This is a genomic window from Acidovorax sp., assembly GCF_046291265.1.
GTDB lineage: Bacteria > Pseudomonadota > Gammaproteobacteria > Burkholderiales > Burkholderiaceae_C > Acidovorax.
Genome location: NZ_JBKBTV010000049.1, coordinates 18,885 through 39,625, shown reverse-complemented (window position 1 = coordinate 39,625; position 20,741 = coordinate 18,885). Strand labels below are relative to the sequence as shown.

Annotated in this window: 15 protein-coding genes and 2 pseudogenes; 13 read left to right on the top strand and 4 right to left on the bottom strand. The window is 63.7% G+C overall.

Annotated elements, in window-relative coordinates:
- From ACK41V_RS17155 to ACK41V_RS17125, 7 genes are all read left to right on the top strand, one after another.
- A partial coding sequence (locus ACK41V_RS17155) for a CoA-acylating methylmalonate-semialdehyde dehydrogenase (RefSeq protein WP_409784016.1) occupies nt 1-1,491 on the top strand: 1,491 nt, incomplete at its 5' end.
- Between the two features lie 346 nt (nt 1,492-1,837).
- Entirely contained in the window at nt 1,838-3,430 is a 1,593-nt protein-coding gene (locus ACK41V_RS17150; RefSeq protein WP_409784022.1) for an ABC transporter substrate-binding protein, read from the top strand.
- Nucleotides 3,431-3,463: 33 nt separating this feature from the next.
- A complete protein-coding gene (locus ACK41V_RS17145; protein WP_409784015.1) occupies nt 3,464-4,417 on the top strand; it encodes an ABC transporter permease in 954 nt (317 codons plus the stop codon).
- A gap of 24 nt (nt 4,418-4,441) precedes the next feature.
- On the top strand, nt 4,442-5,350 hold the full coding sequence (locus ACK41V_RS17140; RefSeq protein ID WP_409784013.1) for an ABC transporter permease: 909 nt from the start codon (nt 4,442-4,444) through the stop codon (nt 5,348-5,350).
- A gap of 13 nt (nt 5,351-5,363) precedes the next feature.
- The gene (locus ACK41V_RS17135; protein ID WP_409784011.1) at nt 5,364-6,404 is read left to right on the top strand and encodes an ABC transporter ATP-binding protein; all 1,041 of its coding nucleotides are present in this window, start codon (nt 5,364-5,366) and stop codon (nt 6,402-6,404) included.
- 55 nt (nt 6,405-6,459) lie between these two features.
- Entirely contained in the window at nt 6,460-7,470 is a 1,011-nt protein-coding gene (locus tag ACK41V_RS17130) for an ABC transporter ATP-binding protein (RefSeq protein WP_409784020.1), read from the top strand.
- Complete coding sequence (locus ACK41V_RS17125; RefSeq protein ID WP_409784009.1) at nt 7,467-8,651, top strand: amidase; 1,185 nt, start codon at nt 7,467-7,469, stop codon at nt 8,649-8,651. Before ACK41V_RS17130 ends, ACK41V_RS17125 begins: the two co-directional genes overlap by 4 nt.
- Nucleotides 8,652-8,671: 20 nt before the next feature.
- On the opposite strand, the gene ACK41V_RS17120 is transcribed toward ACK41V_RS17125, so the two are convergent.
- Nucleotides 8,672-9,196 carry an ureidoglycolate lyase gene (locus ACK41V_RS17120; protein WP_409784007.1) on the bottom strand — a complete coding sequence of 175 codons (525 nt, stop codon included), beginning with the start codon at nt 9,194-9,196 and terminating at the stop codon, nt 8,672-8,674.
- A gap of 246 nt (nt 9,197-9,442) precedes the next feature.
- On the opposite strand from ACK41V_RS17120, the gene ACK41V_RS17115 reads away from it, so the two are divergent.
- The 4 genes and pseudogenes from ACK41V_RS17115 to ACK41V_RS17100 form a co-directional block, all read left to right on the top strand.
- On the top strand, nt 9,443-11,791 hold the full coding sequence (locus tag ACK41V_RS17115) for an NADP-dependent malic enzyme (RefSeq protein WP_409784006.1): 2,349 nt from the start codon (nt 9,443-9,445) through the stop codon (nt 11,789-11,791).
- A gap of 243 nt (nt 11,792-12,034) precedes the next feature.
- The gene (locus ACK41V_RS17110; RefSeq protein WP_409784004.1) at nt 12,035-12,442 is read left to right on the top strand and encodes a ribonuclease domain-containing protein; all 408 of its coding nucleotides are present in this window, start codon (nt 12,035-12,037) and stop codon (nt 12,440-12,442) included.
- 140 nt (nt 12,443-12,582) lie between these two features.
- Nucleotides 12,583-13,008, top strand: a complete 426-nt coding sequence (locus tag ACK41V_RS17105) for a barstar family protein (protein ID WP_010464776.1) — start codon at nt 12,583-12,585, stop codon at nt 13,006-13,008.
- Nucleotides 13,009-13,302: 294 nt separating this feature from the next.
- A pseudogene (locus tag ACK41V_RS17100) lies at nt 13,303-13,425 on the top strand (IS1595 family transposase); the annotation flags it as partial.
- A gap of 149 nt (nt 13,426-13,574) precedes the next feature.
- On the opposite strand, the pseudogene ACK41V_RS17095 reads toward ACK41V_RS17100, so the two are convergent.
- The 3 genes and pseudogenes from ACK41V_RS17095 to recQ all read right to left on the bottom strand — a co-directional run bounded on the left by ACK41V_RS17095 (nt 13,575) and on the right by recQ (nt 17,777).
- Nucleotides 13,575-14,538, bottom strand: a pseudogene (locus ACK41V_RS17095) (IS1595 family transposase).
- Between the two features lie 215 nt (nt 14,539-14,753).
- On the bottom strand, nt 14,754-15,605 hold the full coding sequence (locus ACK41V_RS17090; RefSeq protein ID WP_409784002.1) for a hypothetical protein: 852 nt from the start codon (nt 15,603-15,605) through the stop codon (nt 14,754-14,756).
- A 297-nt stretch (nt 15,606-15,902) separates the two neighbouring features.
- Nucleotides 15,903-17,777 carry a DNA helicase RecQ gene (recQ, locus tag ACK41V_RS17085; protein WP_409784018.1) on the bottom strand — a complete coding sequence of 625 codons (1,875 nt, stop codon included), beginning with the start codon at nt 17,775-17,777 and terminating at the stop codon, nt 15,903-15,905.
- Nucleotides 17,778-18,142: 365 nt separating this feature from the next.
- Between recQ and ACK41V_RS17080 the strand changes: the two genes are divergently transcribed.
- The gene (locus ACK41V_RS17080) at nt 18,143-19,612 is read left to right on the top strand and encodes a methyl-accepting chemotaxis protein (protein ID WP_409784000.1); all 1,470 of its coding nucleotides are present in this window, start codon (nt 18,143-18,145) and stop codon (nt 19,610-19,612) included.
- A gap of 24 nt (nt 19,613-19,636) precedes the next feature.
- Nucleotides 19,637-20,701, top strand: a complete 1,065-nt coding sequence (locus tag ACK41V_RS17075) for a homocysteine S-methyltransferase family protein (RefSeq protein WP_409783998.1) — start codon at nt 19,637-19,639, stop codon at nt 20,699-20,701.
- The last annotated feature ends 40 nt before the right edge of the window (nt 20,702-20,741 follow it).

The window sequence follows — 20,741 nt, the reverse complement described above, 5'->3', positions numbered from 1 at the left end:
GTCGGCCACCTAATCGACGGCAAGATCGTTGCCGACACGGCCCGCACCCAGCCGGTGTTCGACCCGGCCACGGGCCAGTCCACCACCAACGTGGCGCTGGCGAGCCAAGCCACGGTCGAGGCCGCCATTGCCTCGGCCGAGGCGGCCTTCCCCGCCTGGCGCAACACACCGCCCCTGAAGCGCGCGCGGGTGATGAGCAAGCTGAAAGTCCTGCTCGAAGACAACGCCGACAAGATTGCCGCGCTGATCACCGCCGAACACGGCAAGGTGCTGGCCGACGCGCACGGCGAGCTGCAGCGCGGCATCGAGAACGTGGAATACGCGAGCTACGCGCCCGAGCTGCTCAAGGGCGAGCACAGCCGCAACGTGGGCCCGAACATCGACTCGTGGAGCGAGTTCCAGGCGCTGGGCGTCACGGCGGGCATCACGCCCTTCAACTTCCCGGCCATGGTGCCGCTGTGGATGTGGCCGATGGCCGTGGCCTGTGGAAACACCTTTGTGCTCAAGCCGTCGGAGCGCGATCCTTCTTCCACATTGTTCATCGCCCAACTCGCGCTGGAAGCGGGCCTGCCACCGGGCGTGCTGAACGTGGTCAACGGCGACAAGGTGGCCGTGGACACGCTGCTGCGCGACCCGCGAGTGAAGGCGGTGAGCTTTGTCGGATCGACCCCCATCGCCGAATACATCTACGCCGAAGGCTGCAAACACGGCAAGCGCGTGCAGGCGCTGGGCGGCGCCAAGAACCACGCGGTGCTGATGCCCGACGCCGACGTGGGCAACGCCGTGAGCGCGCTGATGGGCGCGGCCTACGGAAGCTGCGGCGAACGCTGCATGGCCATCCCGCTGCTGGTGGCCGTGGGCGACGAAGTGGGCGACGCCGTGGTGGCGGGCCTGAAGACCGAGATCGCCAAGATGAAGGTCGGCCCCGGCACGGACAACAGCAACGACATGGGCCCGCTGGTCACCAAGCAGCACTTCGAGAAGGTGAAGGGCTATGTGGACCAGGGCGTGGCCGAAGGTGCCACGCTGGTGGTGGATGGCCGCGGTGTGCAAGTAGCGGCGGGCCACGAGCAGGGCTACTTCCTGGGCGCCTGCCTGTTTGACAACGTCAAACCCGGCATGAAGATCTACCAGGAAGAAATCTTCGGCCCCGTGCTCGGCGTGGTGCGCGTGAAGACGCTGCAAGAGGCGATGAACCTCATCGACGCGCACGAGTACGGCAACGGCACCTGCATCTTCACCCGCGACGGCGAGGCCGCCCGCTACTTCACCGATCACATCCAGGTCGGCATGGTGGGCGTGAACGTACCCCTGCCGGTGCCCGTGGCCTACCACTCGTTCGGCGGCTGGAAGCGCAGCCTGTTTGGCGACCTGCACGCCTACGGGCCGGATGCCGTGCGTTTCTATACCAAGCGCAAGACGATCACCCAGCGCTGGCCGAGTGCCGGTGTGCGCGAAGGGGCTGTGTTCAGCTTTCCGAGCAGCCGCTGAGCGCCAACACTCGAACACCCGCAGGCGTCCCCCGCCTCGCCCTGTCTCTGTGAACGGCCCCTCGCGGGCCGTTTTCTTTGGGCGATCACTTTCAGCGCGACCAAACATGCACCACTGTGGGGACGCACCGGTGCATTGCTTCGTTGATGGTGCAGCCGGGGTTTAGCAAACACTGAAATGGTGTGGCATGTCACTTGCTATGAAGGGTTGACCCTCAACCCCCCCATCTCGAGAAGGTGATCCCATGAGCCAAGCCCTGTCGTCGTCGCAAACCCGTATCGACCCCCACCAGCGCCGCCCACGGCATGCACCGCTGGCCCTGGCTTTGGCGACGGCCTTGTCCCTGATGGGCGGCTCGGCCGCGATGGCGCAGGAGAAGGTCCTGCGCATCGCCATGACGGCAGCCGACATCCCGCGCACGCTGGGTCAGCCCGACCAAGGCTTTGAAGGCAACCGCTTCACGGGCATCCCGATTTATGACTCGCTCACGCAGTGGGACCTGTCCAAGGCCGATGCGGCCAGCGTGCTGATTCCTGCGCTGGCCACGTCGTGGGCGGTGGATGACAAGGACAAGACCAAGTGGGTGTTCAAGCTGCGCCCGGGTGTGAAGTTCCACGACGGCTCGGCGCTCAATGCCGACGCCGTGGTGTGGAACGTGGCCAAGGTGCTGGACAAAGACGCCGTGCACTTCGACCCCAGCCAGGTGGGCGTGACCGCATCACGCATGCCCACGCTGCGCACGGCCCGCAAGATCGACGACATGACGGTAGAGCTGACCACCAGCGAGCCGGACGCTTTTTTGCCCATCAACCTGACCAACCTGTTCATGGCGTCGCCCGCGCACTGGCAAAAGAAGTTTGACGCGGCGGCAGGGGCCACGCCCGCCGACAAATCCAAGGCTGCATGGACCGCCTTTGCAGCCGACCCGGCAGGCTCGGGCCCGTTCAAGGTCACGCGTTTTGTGGCGCGCGAGCGCCTGGAGCTGGCCGCCAACAAAACATACTGGGACGCCAAGCGCACCCCCAAGATCGACAAGGTGGTGATGCTGCCCATGCCCGAGGCCAACGCCCGCACGGCCGCATTGCTGGGCGGCCAGGTGGACTGGATCGAAGCGCCCGCGCCGGATGCCATGCCGCAGATCACGCAGCGCGGGTTCAAGATCTATTCCAACGCCCAGCCCCATGTGTGGCCGTGGCAGCTGTCGTTTGCCGAGGGCTCGCCCTGGCTGGACAAGCGCGTGCGCCAGGCGGCCAACCTGTGCATTGACCGCGGCGGCATGAAGCAGCTGCTGGGCGGCATGATGGCCGAGCCCAAGGGCACGGTGCCCCCTGGCCACCCGTGGTGGGGCAACCCCAAGTTCGACATCAAGTACGACGTGAAGGCCGCGCAGGCGCTGATGACGCAGGCGGGTTACTCCGCGGCCAAGCCGATCAAGGTCAAGGTGCAGATTTCGGCCTCGGGATCGGGCCAGATGCAGCCGCTGCCCATGAACGAGTTTGCGCAGCAGTCGCTCAAAGCCTGTTTCTTTGACGTGCAGTTTGATGTGATCGAGTGGAACACCCTGTTTACCAACTGGCGCAAGGGTGCCAAGGATGCGTCGGCCAACGGCGCCAACGCGGTGAACATCAGCTTTGCCGCCATGGACCCGTTTTTTGCCATGGTGCGATTTGTGAGCACCAAGGCCTTCCCGCCCGTGTCGAACAACTGGGGCTACTACGGCAATGCCGAAGTGGACAAGCTCGTGGCCGATGCCCGCACCAGCTTTGACGACAAGGCGCGCGACGCGGCGCTGGCCAAGCTGCACGCCCACGTGGTGGAAGACGCACCGTTTGTGTGGATTGCGCACGACGTGGGCCCACGCGCCATGTCGGCCAAGGTCAAGAACGTGGTGCAGCCGCGCAGCTGGTTCATCGACATCGCCACGATGACGATGGACTAAGCGGCCCGCTGTACCCAATCGCCGCGTCACCCCATGCTCGCCTACCTGCTGCGCCGCTTTCTGTATGCCCTGCCCATCATGCTGGGCGTGGCACTGGTGTGTTTTCTGCTGGTGCATCTGGCACCCGGTGACCCGCTGGTGTCCATCCTGCCGCCAGATGCTTCCGTAGAGCTGCAGGCGCAACTGCGCGAGCTGTATGGGTTCAACCGGTCGCTGCCCGAGCAGTTTGTGATGTGGGTGTGGCGCGCGCTGCAAGGCGACCTGGGGGTGTCGATTGCCAGCAACCGCGCCGTGGCGGGTGAGGTGATGACGGCCGTGGGCAACACGCTGCGGCTGGCCGTGGTGGCCACCTTCATCGGCTTTGTGCTGGGCAGCCTGTTTGGTTTTGTGGCGGGGTACTTTCGCAACTCGTGGGTGGACCGGCTGGCGTCCATGCTGTCGGTGCTGGGGGTGAGCGTGCCGCACTACTGGCTGGGCATGGTGATGGTGATCGTGTTCAGCTCGCAGCTGATGCTGCTGCCCGCCACGGGTGCGGGGCCCGGCGGCTCCAGCGACTGGGCGTGGGACTGGGAGCACCTGCAGTTTCTGGTGCTGCCCGCCATCACGATGTCGGTCATCCCCATGGGCATCATCGCGCGCACGGTGCGCGCGCTGGTGGCCGACATCCTCGACCAGGAATTCATCATGGGCCTTCGCGCCAAGGGGCTCACGCACCTGGGCGTGTTCCGGCACATGGTCAAGAACGCAGCACCCACGGCGCTGGCCGTGATGGGATTGCAGCTGGGCTATTTGCTGGGTGGCTCGATCCTGATCGAGACGGTGTTCTCGTGGCCGGGCACGGGCTTCTTGCTCAACTCCGCCATCTTCCAGCGTGACCTGCCGCTGCTGCAGGGAACGATTCTGGTGCTGGCGCTGTTTTTTGTGCTGCTGAACCTGCTGGTGGACGTGCTGCAGACGCTGCTGGACCCGCGCATCGCCCGCGCCTGAAGCTGAAGAACAAGGCAACCCACCATGGCCTCACTCACCGCGTCTTCTTCATCCGCTGGTGCCACCGACGAAAGCGCAGTGCCTGCACAGCGCTCGCGCGGCTACTGGACGGCCGCGCTGGTGCGCTTCACCCGCGACCCGGTCGCCATGGGCGCAGCGCTGGTGGTGCTGCTGCTCATCGGTCTGGCGGTGTTTGGCCCATGGATCGCCCCGGCAGACCCCTATGCGGCGTCCATGCTCAAACGGCTCAAGCCCATCGGCACCGAGGGCCTGCCGCTGGGCAGCGACGAGCTGGGGCGCGACATGCTCTCGCGGCTCATCGTGGGCGCGCGGCTGTCGCTGTTCATCGGCATCACGCCGGTGGTGTTTGCGTTCATGATCGGCTCGGTCATCGGCATCGTGGCGGGGTATGCGGGCGGTTTCATCAACACCGCCATCATGCGCACGGTGGATGTGTTCTACGCGTTTCCCTCGGTGCTGCTGGCGATTGCGCTGTCGGGCGTGCTGGGAGCGGGCATGGTCAATTCGCTGATCTCGCTGACCATCGTGTTCATTCCGCAAATCGTGCGTGTGGCCGAGAGCGTGACCACGCAAGTGCGCAACCGCGACTATGTGGAGGCCGCGCGTGCATCGGGCGCCAGTGCCTTCACCATCGTGCGGGTGCATGTGCTGGGCAATGTGCTGGGCCCCATTTTTGTGTATGCCACCAGCCTCATTGCGGTGTCGATGATTCTGGCGTCGGGCCTGTCGTTTCTGGGCCTGGGCGTCAAACCGCCCGAGCCGGAATGGGGCCTGATGCTCAACACGCTGCGCACCGCCATCTACGTGCAGCCCTGGGTGGCGGCGCTGCCGGGGCTGATGATTTTCATCACCTCGATCTCGTTCAACATCCTGTCGGACGGCCTGCGGTCGGCGATGGACAACAAGGGCTGAGGGTCTACCGATCATGCAAACGATCACCGATGTCGGCGGACCGGCGCAGCCCTTGCTCACCATCCAAGGCCTGGTCAAACACTTTCCGCTCAAGAAGGATGCTTTTGGCCGTGGCGGTGGCGTGGTGCATGCGGTGGATGGCGTGAACTTTGAAGTCCTCAAAGGCGAAACGCTGGGCGTGGTGGGGGAATCGGGCTGCGGCAAGTCGACCACCGCGCGCCTGCTGATGCAGCTCATCGCGCCCACGGCGGGCGAGATTGTGTTTGACGGCCGCACCGTGGGCAGCCGCGATCTGCCGCTCAAGGAGTTTCGCCGCCAGGTGCAGATGGTGTTTCAGGACAGCTATGCATCCCTCAACCCGCGCCTGACCATTGAAGACTCCGTCGCGTTCGGCCCGCAGGTGCACGGCGTGCCACAGCGCGAGGCGATTGCGCGTGCCCGCAGCCTGCTCGACCGGGTGGGACTGGCCCCAGCGCGGTTCGCCGAGCGCTATCCGCACGAGCTGTCGGGCGGGCAACGCCAGCGGGTGAACATTGCACGCGCACTCGCGTTGCAACCACGCATGGTGATCCTCGATGAGGCTGTGTCTGCGCTGGATAAATCGGTGGAAGCTCAGGTGCTGAACCTGCTGACCGATTTGAAGGCGGAATTTGGCCTGACCTACGTGTTCATCAGCCACGACCTGAACGTGGTGCACTACATGAGCGACCGGGTGATGGTGATGTACCTGGGCCAGGTGGCAGAGATCGGGCCGTCGGATGCGCTGTTCAAACAACCTGCGCACCCCTACACCGCAGCACTGCTGTCGTCCATGCCATCCATGGACCCGGACCACCGCACACAAGAAGCCCCGCTGGCGGGCGACCCGCCCAACCCCATCAACCCGCCGTCGGGCTGCCGGTTTCATCCGCGCTGCAGCATGGCTGCGGCGGTGTGCGCGCAGCGGGTGCCCGTGCGCACCATCACCGGCCCGCACCATGTCGCAGCTTGCCTGGTGCATGAACCCGGCAGCGGCCACCCGCAAGCCCCTCAGCCTTTGGCGCAGGCCGCATGAAAGCAATGCCATGACCCTGGCCACCTCTTCTGTCGCACCTGCCGCCACCGACCCCATGGTGGACCTGCGTGATCTCAGCGTGACCTTCACCGGCGGACGCAAGCCGGTGCAGGCCGTCAGCGGCGTGAGCCTGCAGGTGCAGCGCGGCGAGGTGGTTGCGCTGATCGGCGAGTCCGGGTCGGGCAAGAGCGTGACGCTGCGCACCTTGCTGCGCCTGCACCCCGAGCGGCGCACCCGCATTGCGGGCGAAGTGCGAGTGGCGGGCCAGAACCTGCTGACGCTTTCAGGGCGCGAGTTGGCGGACTACCGGGGCAAGGTGGCATCCATGATCTTTCAGGAGCCGTTGCTGGCCCTGGACCCGGTCTACACCGTGGGCGCGCAGATTGTCGAATCGATTCGCCGCCACGAGAAGGTGACGGCGGCGCAGGCCCAGGAACGCGCGCTGGCCTTGTTTGAGCGCGTGCGCATCCCCAGCCCAGAGCGCCGCTTGCAGGCGTATCCGCACGAGATGTCGGGCGGCATGCGCCAGCGCGCCATGATTGCGCTCGCGCTGGCCTGCCACCCGCAATTGCTGCTGGCCGACGAACCCACCACCGCGCTTGATGCGACCGTGCAGATCCAGATCCTGCTGCTGCTGCGCGAACTGCAACGCGACCTGGGCCTGTCGGTGATCTTTGTCACCCACGACATTGGTGCCGCCGTGGAAGTGGCGGACCGCATTGCGGTGATGTACGCCGGGCGCATTGTGGAAGAGGGCACGGCGCGCGACCTGATCCGCCACCCACGCCACCCCTACACCATTGCGCTACTGAAAAGCCGCGCCCACGGCGCCATGGCGCGCGGCACGCCGCTGGAGACCATTGCCGGGGCGCCGCCGGACCTGTCTGACCTGCCACCCGGCTGCGCCTTTGCGCCGCGCTGCACCTTGGCCACCGAGGCCTGTCGCGCCCAGCAACCGCCTGCGGTGCAGATCGCGCCCGGCCACCGCGCGCTGTGTCTGCGCACCGAAGCGGCTGCCGCCATCGCGCCCGACCTTCTTCCCGTTCTCGAAGCCACTGCGCCATGACTGTGTACGACCCGGCCCACGCCTTTGTTCCCTATCCCCCCGCGCCCGTGGCGCACGCCAGCACCGGGCCGCTGAGCGGGCTGTGTTTTGCAGCCAAGGACCTGTTTGACGTGGCGGGTTACCCCACCGGTGGCGGCAACCCGGTGGTGCTGGCGCTTTCGGGCATCAAAACGTGCACCGCGCCCACGGTGCAAAAGCTGCTGGATGCGGGCGCGCGTTTTGTAGGCAAGACGGTAACAGACGAGCTGGCGTTTTCGATGAACGGAAACAACGCGCACTTTGGCGCGCCCCTCAATGGCGCAGCGCCAGACCGCATCACAGGAGGTTCTTCCTCCGGCTCGGCGGCAGCGGTGTCGTCCGGGCTGTGCGACTTTGCACTGGGCACCGACACCGGCGGGTCGGTGCGGGCGCCTGCCAACCACTGCGGCTTGTACGGCCTGCGCCCCACCCACGGCCGCGTAAGCCTGCAAGGCGCGCTGGACCTGGCACCGAGCCTGGACACCTGCGGCTGGTTTGCGCGCGATGTGCAGACGTTTTCGCGTGTTGCCGACGTGTTGCTGGGAGATGACGCCGCGCCACTGCCGCCGCAGGTGCGCCTGCTGTGGCCCACCGATGTGTGGGCGCTGCTGGACCCCGCCGTGGTGAGCGCGCTGCAGGGCGCTACGCAGCAGGTGACGGACCTGATCGGCCCCGCACAATCCGTCCATGCAGTGCTGGAATCCTTCGACACGATGTACTGGAACTTTCGGTATGTGCAGGGGCGCGAAGCCTGGATGACCGATGGGCCGCTTATTGAACGCTACGCGCCGCCCCTGGGACCTGGCGTGGCCGAGCGTTTTGCTTGGTCACGTGCCGTGACCGACGAACAGGTGGCCAACGCACGCGTTTTTCGCGAGCGCTACCGCGTGCACCTGGCGGCTTTGCTGGGCCAGGACGGTGTGCTGGTCATGCCCACGATGCCCGACATTGCACCGCTGCGCACCGCCCCGGAAGGGAGCCTGGAGGACTACCGCAACCGCGCCATTCAGATGCTGTGCATCGCGGGTCTGGCTGGATTTCCGCAGGTGTCAATGCCCCTTGCACAACGTGACGGCGCTCCACTGGGGCTGTCGCTGCTGGGCCCCGCAGGCAGCGACCGGTCATTGATAACACTGGCGGAACACATTGCAGCAGCGGGGTGAGAGGACGCGACCGCAGGGCTCTACGGGCACCCCAGCCACACGGGAACCGCCAGCCGATGGATATCACAATCGGTCACCAAGGCGGCTCGTTCAATCACCAAAAAATCGCCGGAGTCCACCGCCAGCAAGGCGTGGTGCCACGTGCCCGGGGCCAGCACAACGCCCTGCCGACCATCGGTGATAAAGGCCTGGAGCGACGCAGCCGCAACCGGCGGATCGCCTGCGGGGGCTACGACCAACACAAAGCGGCACGCGCCCCAGGGCACAAAGGTCTGGCTGCCCAGGCAATGGCGCTCCATCTCCAGAATCTGCAACGGAAAACTGCGTGCCTGCGCTCGAAAGAGCGCCAGCTGCGCCCGCCCGCCTGCCGCCCCAAGCTGCAGGTCATCCACCAAATCAAAGCGTTCAGAGCTGCCTGCATTGATAGAGCGGCCCAGACCCGTGGGCGCCTCCAGCACGGTGCCAAAGGATTGGAACGCTGTCGCGGTCAGGAGGCTCGGCACCAGCCGTGCACAGTCATCGGATGGGGGAAAGGTGGCGGTCATCCCAGCACCTGAGCAAGAAGCGAACCCAGTACTTTCAAAGCGACCCGCGCCTATCGCTTTTTTGCATGCTTTTCAACCGGCGATTGGCTGCATCGGGATCACAATGGAATTGCCCATGTAAGCAGATTCGCTTACTAGGGTTTTTACGACCCGCCCCCTACAATCGCTGACCCTTACAAAGCTGACAGCCGGCGCGGGGCTGCTGCAGCACGGTTTTTTGCACCCATCCTGAGTTGGAGACACTGAATGCCCGAGAACACCACGGCCCAGAACAACAACAACGACGACAACGACAAGCGCGCCCAGTTGCGCCGTGCCGCTCTCGAATACCACGAGTTTCCCAAGCCCGGCAAGATCGCCATTGCCGCGACCAAGCAGATGGTCAACCAGCATGATCTGGCGCTGGCTTACTCGCCGGGTGTGGCGGCACCCTGCGAAGAAATCGTCAAAGACCCGGCCAATGCGTTTCGCTATACCTCGCGTGGCAACCTGGTGGCGGTCATCACCAACGGCACCGCCGTGCTGGGCCTGGGTGACATTGGCGCGCTGGCCTCCAAGCCGGTGATGGAAGGCAAGGCCGTCCTGTTCAAGAAGTTTGCTGGCGTGGACGTGTTCGACATCGAGATCGATGAGAAAGACCCCGCCAAGCTGGTGGAGGTGATTGCTGCGCTGGAGCCGACCTTTGGCGCCATCAACCTCGAAGACATCAAGGCGCCCGACTGCTTCTACGTGGAGCGCGAGCTGCGCAAGCGCATGAAGATTCCGGTCTTCCACGACGACCAGCACGGCACGGCCATCACGGTAGCAGCGGCCATCGTGAATGCGCTGAAGGTGGCAAACAAGAAGATCGAGGACGTGAAGCTCGTGACCAGCGGCGCGGGTGCCGCAGCGCTGGCCTGCCTGAACCTGCTGCTCAAAGTGGGCATTCAGCGCAAGAACGTGTTCGTCACCGACCTGGCCGGTGTGGTCTACGAGGGCCGCGAAGAGCTGATGGACGACGACAAGCGCCAGTTCATGCAAAAGACCGACGCGCGCAAGCTGGCCGAGGTGATGGTGGGCGCGGACGTGTTCCTGGGCCTGTCGGCTGGCAATGTGCTCAAGCCCGAGGTGGTGGCCACCATGGCCGAGCGCCCCGTGATCTTTGCGCTGGCCAACCCCAACCCCGAGATCCTGCCTGAGCTGGCCCACAGCGTGCGCAGCGACATCATCATGGCGACCGGGCGCTCGGATTATCCGAACCAGGTCAACAACGTCCTGTGTTTCCCGTACATCTTCCGCGGCGCGCTGGATTGCGGCGCCACCACCATCACCGATGAGATGGAGATTGCCGCCGTTCACGCCATTGCCGAGCTGGCGCAGGCCGAGCAGAGCGAAGTGGTGGCAGCAGCCTATGTGGGCGAAAAGCTGTCGTTCGGCCCCGAATACCTGATCCCCAAGCCGTTCGATCCGCGCCTGATGATGAAGATTGCGCCAGCTGTGGCGCAGGCCGCCGCAGACAGCGGTGTGGCGCAGCGCCCCATCGCTGACATGGATGCCTATCGCGACCGGCTGCAGCAGTTTGTCTATGCCTCGGGCACGACGATGAAGCCCATCTTCGACGCCGCGCGCACCGCCGCCAAGAAGCGCGTGGCCTATGCCGAGGGTGAAGAAGAACGCGTGCTGCGCGCTGCGCAAATTGTGGTGGACGAGAAGGTGGCCCGCCCCACGCTGATCGGCCGCCCCGCCATCATTGCTCAGCGCATCGAAAAGTTTGGCCTGCGCCTGAAGGAAGGCGTGGACTACGACGTGGTCAACACCGATTTTGACCACCGCTACCGCGACTTCTGGCAGACCTACCACCGCATGACCGAGCGCAAGGGCATCACCCAGCAGGTGGCCAAGATCGAGATGCGCCGTCGCCTCACGCTGATCGGCTGCATGATGCTGCACAAGGGCGAGGTGGACGGCCTGATCTGCGGCACCTGGGGCACCACGGCCAACCACCTGCTGTACATCGACCAAGTGATCGGCAAGCACGCGGGTGGCGCTGACAGCACGGCGCAGGATGTACCGGTCTATGCCTGTATGAACGGGCTCATGCTGCCGGGGCGCCAGGTGTTCCTGGTGGACACGCATGTCAACTACGACCCCAACCCCCAGGAGCTGGCCGAGATCACCGCCTTGGCCGCCGAGGAAATGATGCGTTTTGGCGTGAAACCCAAGGCTGCGCTGCTGTCGCACTCCAACTTCGGCACCAGCAACAGCCCCAGCGCGATCAAGATGCGCCAGACGCTGGAGCTGCTGCGCCAGCAGGCCCCCTGGCTGGAGGTAGACGGCGAAATGCACGGCGACGTGGCGCTGGACGGCAAGGCCCGCGCAGCCCTCATGCCCAGCAGCGAGCTGACGGGTGACGCCAACCTGCTGGTGTTTCCCAACATCGACGCCGCCAACATCGCCTACAACCTGCTCAAGACTGCGGCAGGCGGCGGCATTGCCATCGGCCCCGTGCTGCTGGGCGCTGCCAAGCCGGTTCACATCCTGACGCCCAGCGCCACGGTGCGCCGTATTGTGAACATGACAGCCTTGACGGTGGCGGATGCCAACGTTTCAAGATAAGCCACAAATAGATAGCAAGCGCTAACTTAAAAGGCTTGCCATTCCCTTCAGCGTCTGCCCAATCTTTGTGCAGACGCTTGCTTTTTGGGGACTGTTGAGCGACACTAGCGGCTCGAAATTTCGGGTTAACCCGTAGGTTTCTGGACGCTGGACTTATGCAAACATGGGTGCATGAAGTGCGTTTTTAGAGGACAAGCGACCTGCTTGTCCCCGAATTGCATAAGTCGTGTGAAAGGTTCGTTGATGCTGAAGGCTGTAGCCACCCGGGCGCGCAAAGCAGGGTTTTTGTGTGTTTTGGGTGTTGCGTTCGTGTTGTCCCCGGTGGCGGGGCATGCCCGGAAATCTCCGTCCACCGACGGTTCCATCACCTCCATCGCACTGGCCGAGTTGCCGCCCCAGGGGCGCGCCACTTATGCGCTCATCCGAGAAGGAGGGCCCTTTCCGTATGACAAGGACGGAACGGTTTTTGGCAATCGCGAGCGGCTGTTGCCCGCCCACCAGCGGGGTTACTACCGTGAGTACACCGTCAGAACACCAGGATCGCGTAACCGGGGAGCCCGGCGCATTGTGTGTGGAGGCAAGCCCCGGGTTCCGGATGCTTGTTACTACACCAGCGATCACTACGCCAGTTTTCGCGAAATCGTTGAGTGACCCCCGTTGCGCTGCACGCAGGCCAGAGATACGCTGGCAGCGGTCAGTGCGCCCCCTTGAATCCCCCACCCGCAGGTTGCATCCCGCAGCCTTGCGGAGAGCCAGAAGTTTGTGGACTTTATTAAGAAAGAGTAGCGGAGATGCAGACGCCACTTCGTAAAGACCTGGAAACGCCACTGCGTGGCGTGCGCACCAACATCGTGCAGTCCATTCGCGCTTTCCGCGTGCAGGACCTGCAGGATGCGGCCACCTCCATGGGTCACCATTTCTTGTACGCCAACCTGGCCCACGCACAGTCCAAACAGGATGTGCTGGACCTGATTGCCGGGCAATTCACCTTCCCGTCGCACTTCGGCAAGAACTTTGATGCGTTGTACGACTGCATGACGGATCCCTTGCATAAATCGGGCCCGCAGCCCGGCTTCATCGTGGTGCTGGAACAGATCCCGGCCACGGGCAAGTTCGACAAGGAAGCGCGTGAACAGCTGCTCGATATCTTCCGGGACGCCGCCGACTACTGGGGTGACCGCAAGATACCGTTCCGGTGTTTCTATTCTTTTCTGTAGCCCGTTCTGCATCCACCAGCCAAGCAGAACGGGCGAATGAGGCTAGCCCGGCAGAGGGAGTCAAAGGCATCGATATCGGTGGAGAACCCGTTGAAAAGATGCCCACTGACAAACTGGTCGACGTGTCCCCCATGGCGCTGCGCATGAGCAGCCCTTTCAACGCGAGCTACTGGCTCAGCGCCGCCTGAATTCGGTTCATCCCCCTGAGGCGCTTTGCGCCTTCCCCCTTCTCTCGGCTTCGCCGGGAAGGGGGAAACCGCCACCGTGGCGGCCTTTGCGCGGGGGTCGCTGGCCTGGGTCAATACCGTGCTGGGCAACCTTAAGCACAGCATTGCGGGGATGTGCGTTGATCATGCCAAGCACGCTGTGCGCTACTTGGCCGAGTTCGCCTACCGCTTCTATCGCCGTTTTGATCTGCGGCCATGCTGAACAGCTATTGAAAGCAATGGTGACTACCCAACCGCTTTCGTTGAAGGTGCTTCGGTATCTGAGACAGGTCGAAAGTCAGTTCGAATCGGCCTCTAGCTAACGCAGATAAAGCGTTGGCAGCTATCAAAATTGCTTGATTAGCAACGAGTCTCAGAAGGCCGCCGGAGTTTAGGGATCGTGCAAGGCGAGGTCAGCACAGCAGCGCGCAGCAGCCGCGCAGGCATGCTGGCCAGATCGTAGCGGCGGTTGAATCGGTACGTGAACTCAGCAAAGTAGCGCGATGCGTACTTCTTGTGCTTGATGCTGTGATACGTGCATTGAGCGATGTCTTGAGATTGCCCAATACCGTGTTGACCCATTTGAAGCGGGGCATCCGCACCGCGTTGCGGCCACTGCCGGTGACATGGCGCTCGTGGCTCGCCCCCATGTGCTTGACCTGGGCAAAGCAGACCGCGCCATCGGAGACAACATGCGCTGTAGGTGCCAGCGCCTGTTGCGCCCATGCCTTCAAGGCTTCCTTGGTGAAACCATCCACAGGGTCCAGGCGCATCACCTGAGGCTTGCCTTCTTCATCCGTTTGTACCGCAGCAACAAAGGCACTCTTTTGCAGCGTGCTGCGCCCGCCATACGCATGTCCCGCACGCTCACCTCCCAGGTAGGCATCGTCGATCTGTACGACGCCCTCCAGGCGGCGCTTGTGCTCGCGCTCGCCCATCACCGCAAGCAGTTTGTGCTTGAGGCTCCAGGCCGTGGGATAGCTCACCCCCAGCATCCGCTTGAGCTCCAGGGCGCTGGTGCCATTCTTGTTTTGGGTGAGCAGATACATGGCCAGGAACCACACCGTCAGAGGCAGCTTGGTGTTCTCCAAAATCGTTCCAACTATTGAGGAGGACTGGTAGCCGCACAGGAAACATTCCCATAGCAGACGGCCTTTGCCATAGCGGGTGTGGAAAAGCGTGAACAGCTGCAGTGCGCGCAACGCCAGTCCGAGGGCCAGCGTGCCTTGGCCAAGGCGGCTTCACACTGCTGCTCGGTGCCAAAGTCCTTGAGGAACTCAGGCAACGGCAGGCTGCGTTGAAACTGGATCTGGTTGATGGGCATGGCAACTCCTGATGCTGTGTTTATGCACAGCTGGTGGCGCCATCCTCATTCATCAAGGGTCGGTCTGAGACTCGTTGCTAATCAAGTCAATTTGATAGCAAAAGAGGTAATGAACACTATGACATGGGCCAGATTTTGCGTAAAAAAGCCCCGCAGGCCAGCTGAGGGGCTCTGAGCGGGGACTGCGGCGTCGCCGCAGCCTTCCGTACTTTTAATTACTGCTGCGGCACGAAGTTGGCGGCCAAGTCCGAGATGTGGGCGCGCAAGGCGGGATTGTCTACGCCGACTTCATCGGTCTTGTAGACGATGCCTGTGAGATTGCCGCCAGGAGTGACGAGGCGTCGGACGAACAGGTCTTGCGGCGTGCCCGTACCAGAGCGTTGTGAAAAGCCTTCGCCTTCGTTGACGCTGTAGCCGAAGGCATAGCCGCGTGTCAGCGTGCCGCTGCTGGTGACTTTGACGCACATCACCAGGCCTTTGGCCGCACCGCTCGTTTGGTGTTCGCAACCAAACAGGCCGTCCGCCGTGGTGACCAGGCCATTGCCACCGCTGCTCGGCCCCATGCTCTTGGTCAACGGCACGGCGTCTCCGACCATGCCTTCGGAGCCTATGGAGGTGAAGGTCCAGACGCCTACAAGGCTGGAAGGCACGGCGCTGTAAGCAAAGTTAAAGCGCGAGATGGCCTGCTCGGTCTCGCCGGGCAGGGTGATGAAGCCCCTGATACCGCTGGTGAAACGGATCTTCACCGTGCCAGCATTGCTCGCTTCGGAGCCCGAGCGGGGGCCGCTGCCAAGGTAGCGACCGCCCTTGTAGCTCATCAGGGCTCCGGTGTACTGGTCATTGGTCATCGTTCCCGAGGTCAGGAAGAACGTGGCGTTGCCATTGCTCTCGTAAGCGTACATCTGCATGACCAGCGTGTTGTTCTGCACGTCGATGGCCAGGCCGCGGCCGGGTTTTCCGTCGAGTTCCGAGTCCACCGCCCAGGTGCCTGCTTGGGGTGCAAAAGCTTGGGCCAAAGTGGCGCTCATCAGCAAAAGGGCGGCGGCGATTGTTTTCTTCAACGACATCAAAAAACCTCTCTCAGGTGGATAAACAGACCATATGACCAAAGCAAATGTATCCCAACGCGTATTTTTTTGTAACAAAAACCAAGTAGCTGAAAACCCGCGGGCTGGCTGCACGCAGTGGCCGCGCTTGCATGGGCTAGAGCGCCGTCACCGTGGCCCCGCCTGTTCTGTGGTCCTGACGGTGTTTGGGTGGCGGGTTCTGCCCCAATCGTGCGCTGCTGCCTATCGGCCCGCGCTGAAGACCCGCAAGGGCAGTTGAATGTGACTGGTTGAAGGCCCGGCGGCCTGCGTTTGTTGTCAGCTGCTTTGCTGCGCCACCCGCAATACCTCCGCCCCATACGCCTCCAGCTTCTTCGCCCCCATCCCGCTGATGCCTTGCAGGTCTTCCAGCGATGCCGGGGCGCGCTCTGCAATCGCCGCCAACGTGGCGTCGTGAAAGATCACATACGCAGGCAGGTTGTGCTCGCGTGCCACCTCAGCGCGCCAGGCCTTGAGGTTGATGAAGCGCACTTGCGCATCCGGCCCCAGGTTGGCGGCCGCGGCGGGTGGGGCGCTGCCAGTGCCCTTGCGGGTACGGGTGCGTTTGGCAGGGGCGGACGACACCGATTCGCGCAGCTGCACCGGTATGTCACCTTTGAGCACGGCGCGCGACCCCTCGGTGAGGCACAGCGTGTCAAAGCTGTGGCCGCTGTCCAGCATCACCTTCTGCAGACCTAAGGCTCCGGTAGCGATCAGCTGGCGCAGTACCCCGCGCAGTTGGGGCTCGCTCAGGTCGGCCCCAATGCCGAAGGTGGAGATCTTCTCGTGCCCGAACTGCGCCACCTTTTCGGTCTTTTTTCCGCGCAGGATGTCCATGATGTGCCCGGTGCCAAAGCTGATGCCGCTGGCCTGGTTCACGCGGTAGATGGTGGACAGCAGTTTGCGCGCGGCATCGGTCGCATCCCACACGGCGGGTGGGTTCAGGCAGTTGTCGCAGTTGCCGCAAGGCGTGGAGGCTTCACCAAAATACGCCAGCAGCCGCACGCGGCGGCAATCGGTGGCTTCGGCCAGCGCCAGCAGTGCATCCAGCTTGCCGCGCAATGCCGCCTTGAACTCTTCGCCCGCCGGGCTCTCATCGATCATACGGCGCTGGTTCACCACGTCGTTCAAGCCATAGGCCATCCAGGCATCGGCATTCAGGCCGTCGCGGCCCGCACGGCCCGTCTCTTGGTAGTAGCCCTCGATGTTCTTGGGCATGTCCACATGGGCCACAAAACGCACGTCGGGTTTGTCGATGCCCATGCCAAACGCAATGGTCGCCACCATCACGATGCCTTCTTCGCGCAGAAAGCGGTCCTGGTTCTTCTGGCGCACTTTGGTGTCCAGACCCGCGTGGTAGGGCAGGGCGTTCAGGCCTGCGTCGCTCAGCGTGGCGGCAAGTTCTTCCACCCGCTTGCGCGACTGGCAATACACCACGCCCGCCTCGCCCGCATGCTCGCGCTCGATGAAGCGCAGCAGCTGCGTGGTGACGTCCTTTTTTTCCTCGATGCGGTAGCGGATGTTGGGCCGGTCGAAGCTGCTGATGAACAGCCGCGCGTCTTCCAGCTGCAGCCGCTCGATGATGTCGGCGCGTGTAAGGTCGTCTGCCGTGGCCGTGAGCGCAATGCGCGGCACCCCCGCATACCGCTCGTGCAGCACCGTGAGCGCGCGGTACTCCGGGCGAAAGTCGTGGCCCCACTGGCTCACGCAATGCGCTTCGTCGATGGCAAACAGTGCAAGGTGCCCGCCCTGGTACAGGCTGTCGAGCAGGCCGAGGAAACGCGGCGTGTTCAGCCGCTCGGGCGCCGCATACAGCAGCGTGATGTCGCCAGTCTGCAAGCGCAGCTCCACATCCTGCGCCTCGTCAAAACTCAGGGTGGAGTTGAGAAACGCGGCGCTCACCCCCGCCTCGTGCAGCGCGCCCACCTGGTCGTGCATCAGCGCGATCAGCGGCGAAATCACGATGGTCACCCCGCGCCCCTGCTGCTGTCGCACGATGGCGGGCACCTGGTAGCAAAGGCTTTTGCCGCCGCCCGTGGGCATGAGCACCAGCGCATCGCTGCCGCCAATCACATGCTCGACGATGGCCTCTTGCGGGCCGCGAAATTGTTCGTAGCCGAAGACGTCCTGCAGGACGGTGTGGGCGGGGGACAAAGCGGGGGACGGACGAGAAGACAAACGGATACTCTGAATTTGATAGCTAGAGGCTCAGCATACACAAGCGCTAGCACTCTATTGGGTTCATATTTTGACTGTGGTCGGGCCTTCGTGCCGCCCACCCAGCAAGCGCGTATTGTGCGCTGCATGATCCCTGGGAGATCGTGAGCAGATTCTGAGTGCGCAGTCTTTCTTGACGGGCATATCGAGGTCGTATACACCTGCATCTGCTCTGTGTGATCTTGATCTAAGTCAAGGCGCACTGCGTTCAGCCATCTCCCCGCGCACTCACGGTTCGGTGTTTCGCCATCCGCCTTCTGGCAGATGTCTTGAGGTGGTGTTTGCTCATTCAGGGGGGTTCTATGGTGAATGCGGGCTCAACGGTTGACGCTGGCGAAGCGGTGCGGGAGTTTCTGCGGGGCATCGGCCAGCGTGCCGACACCCTGATGCTGGCAGCTATGGCGCTGGGGTGGATCGTCGCCCTGTGGATCGGCTACATCCATGGCCGCATGGGGACTGCGGCCGTCTGGGGGCTGGCCTTTGTGGGGGTTGCCGCGCTTACCTGGGCCATGGCGCGCGGCACACTGCTGTCGCGCCTTGTGATGGCGGCCATGGGCATGGGCATGGTCGCGTTGCACATCCAGCTCAGCATGGGCATGTCAGAGTTTCACTTCGGCGTCTTCGTCTACCTGGCCCTGCTGCTGGCTTACCGCGACTGGCGGCCCATCGTGTTCGGCGCGCTTGTGATTGCCGTGCACCACATTGCGTTTGACCGGCTGCAGTTGTTCGGCCTCCCGCTGTACTGTTTGACCGAGCCCGACTTCGGTCGCATTTTGATTCATGCGGCGTTCGTGGTTGTACAAGCCGCAGCCGAGGTGGGTATTGCGGTCCGCACCCGCGCCGACGCCATTGAATCGGCCGAACTGCGCTACCTGTGCCAACCGCAGGCCGACGGCCAACTGGCGCTGGACGTGGACCACGCCGCCGTCACGAGTGCGTCCGCACAGGCGTTGCGTGGCGCGCTGTCGCGGCTGAACAATGCGGTGGCCGATGTGCATGTGGCCGCCCAAAGCATGTCAGGGGCCTCCACCGAAATCGCCGGTGGCAATCAGAACCTGAGTGCACGCACCGAACGCACCGCGATGTCTCTGCAGGAAGCCGCAGCGTCGGTGGACCAGCTCGGCAGCGTGGTGCAACATAGCGTGCAGCAGGCTGCAGCGGCCCGTGCGCTGGCCAACGAGGCATCTCAGTTGGCGCGGCAATGTGGCACCGTCGTGTCGGATGTCGTGTCCACCATGCAGGGCATTCATGCCAGTGCACGGCGCATCGCCGACATTGTGGGCGTGATCGACGCGATTGCTTTCCAGACCAACATCCTCGCGCTCAATGCCGCAGTCGAGGCCGCGCGGGCGGGCGAGCAGGGGCGCGGGTTCGCGGTGGTGGCCAGCGAGGTTCGGTCCCTGGCCAGCCGCAGTGCGGAGGCCGCCAAAGAAGTGCGTACGCTCATCAACACGTCGCTTGATCAGGCCAATCGCGGCGCCAGCCTGGTGACCGACGCTGGCGAAAGCATGGGCAACGTGGTGGAGCGTGCCGAGCGGGTGTCGCAAATGGTGGGCGCCATCAGCGTCGCGGTGGAAGGGCAGTCCAGCAACCTGGGCCGGGTCAGCGCGTCGGTCAACGAGCTGGACGAAATGACCCGGCAGAACACGGCGCTGGTGGAGCAGTCCAGCGAGGCCGCCATCAACCTTCAACGGCAGGCACAGCGCCTGACGCAGGTGGCGGGGGGCTTCCGGTTCCGCGCAGTGATGCAGGGGGCGCTCCCCGCGCCATAACGGAGCGAACTTTACAATGGGGTGATGCAAGCCCTCCACTACACCCGCGCCGCCCAGCTCCCTGACATCCTCAGTCAACGCATCGTCATCCTCGACGGCGCCATGGGCACCATGATCCAGCGCTTCAAGCTGGGTGAGGCGCAGTACCGGGGCGAGGGCTACACCGGCCCCGGCGCGGTGGGGGACCGGTTCAAGGACTTTCCGCGCGATGTGAAGGGCAACAACGAGCTGCTCAGCATCACGCGGCCCGACGTGATTCGCGACATCCACGAGCGTTACCTGGCTGCAGGCGCCGACCTGATCGAAACCAACACCTTTGGCGCAACGACTGTGGCGCAAGACGATTACCACATGCCCGAGTTGGCACGCGAGATGAATCTCAAGTCGGCCCAGCTGGCCCGCGCCGCCTGCGACAAATATTCCACCCCCGACAAGCCCCGCTTTGTGGCGGGTGCCCTGGGCCCCACACCCAAAACGGCCAGCATCAGCCCCGACGTGAACGACCCCGGCGCGCGCAATGTCGACTTTGAGCAGTTGCGCGCTGCGTATTACGAGCAGGTCGAGGCGCTGGTGGAGGGGGGCAGTGACGTGCTGCTGGTCGAGACCATCTTCGACACCCTGAACGCCAAAGCTGCGCTCTTCGCCATCGACGAGTTTTTTGAAAACAGCGGCCAGCGCCTGCCGCTCATCATCAGCGGCACCGTCACCGACGCCTCGGGCCGCATCTTGAGCGGCCAGACCGTGACCGCCTTTTGGCACAGCGTGCGCCATTCGCGCCCGCTGGCCATTGGCCTGAACTGCGCGCTGGGCGCCACGCTGATGCGCCCCTACATTCAGGAGCTGAACCGCGTGGCGGGCGACACCTTCATCAGCTGCTACCCCAACGCTGGCTTGCCCAACCCGATGAGTGACACCGGGTTTGACGAAACGCCCGAGATCACCAGCCGCCTGGTGCACGAGTTCGCAGCCGAAGGGCTGGTCAACATCCTGGGCGGCTGCTGCGGCACCACGCCGGACCACATTGGCGCCATCGCCAAGGCGGTTCAGAACGTGCCCACCCGCAAGATGTTCTACCCCGCTGAAGCCTGAAATTTGAGTCAAATTGGTCTCTAGCGCTTATCCAATAAGC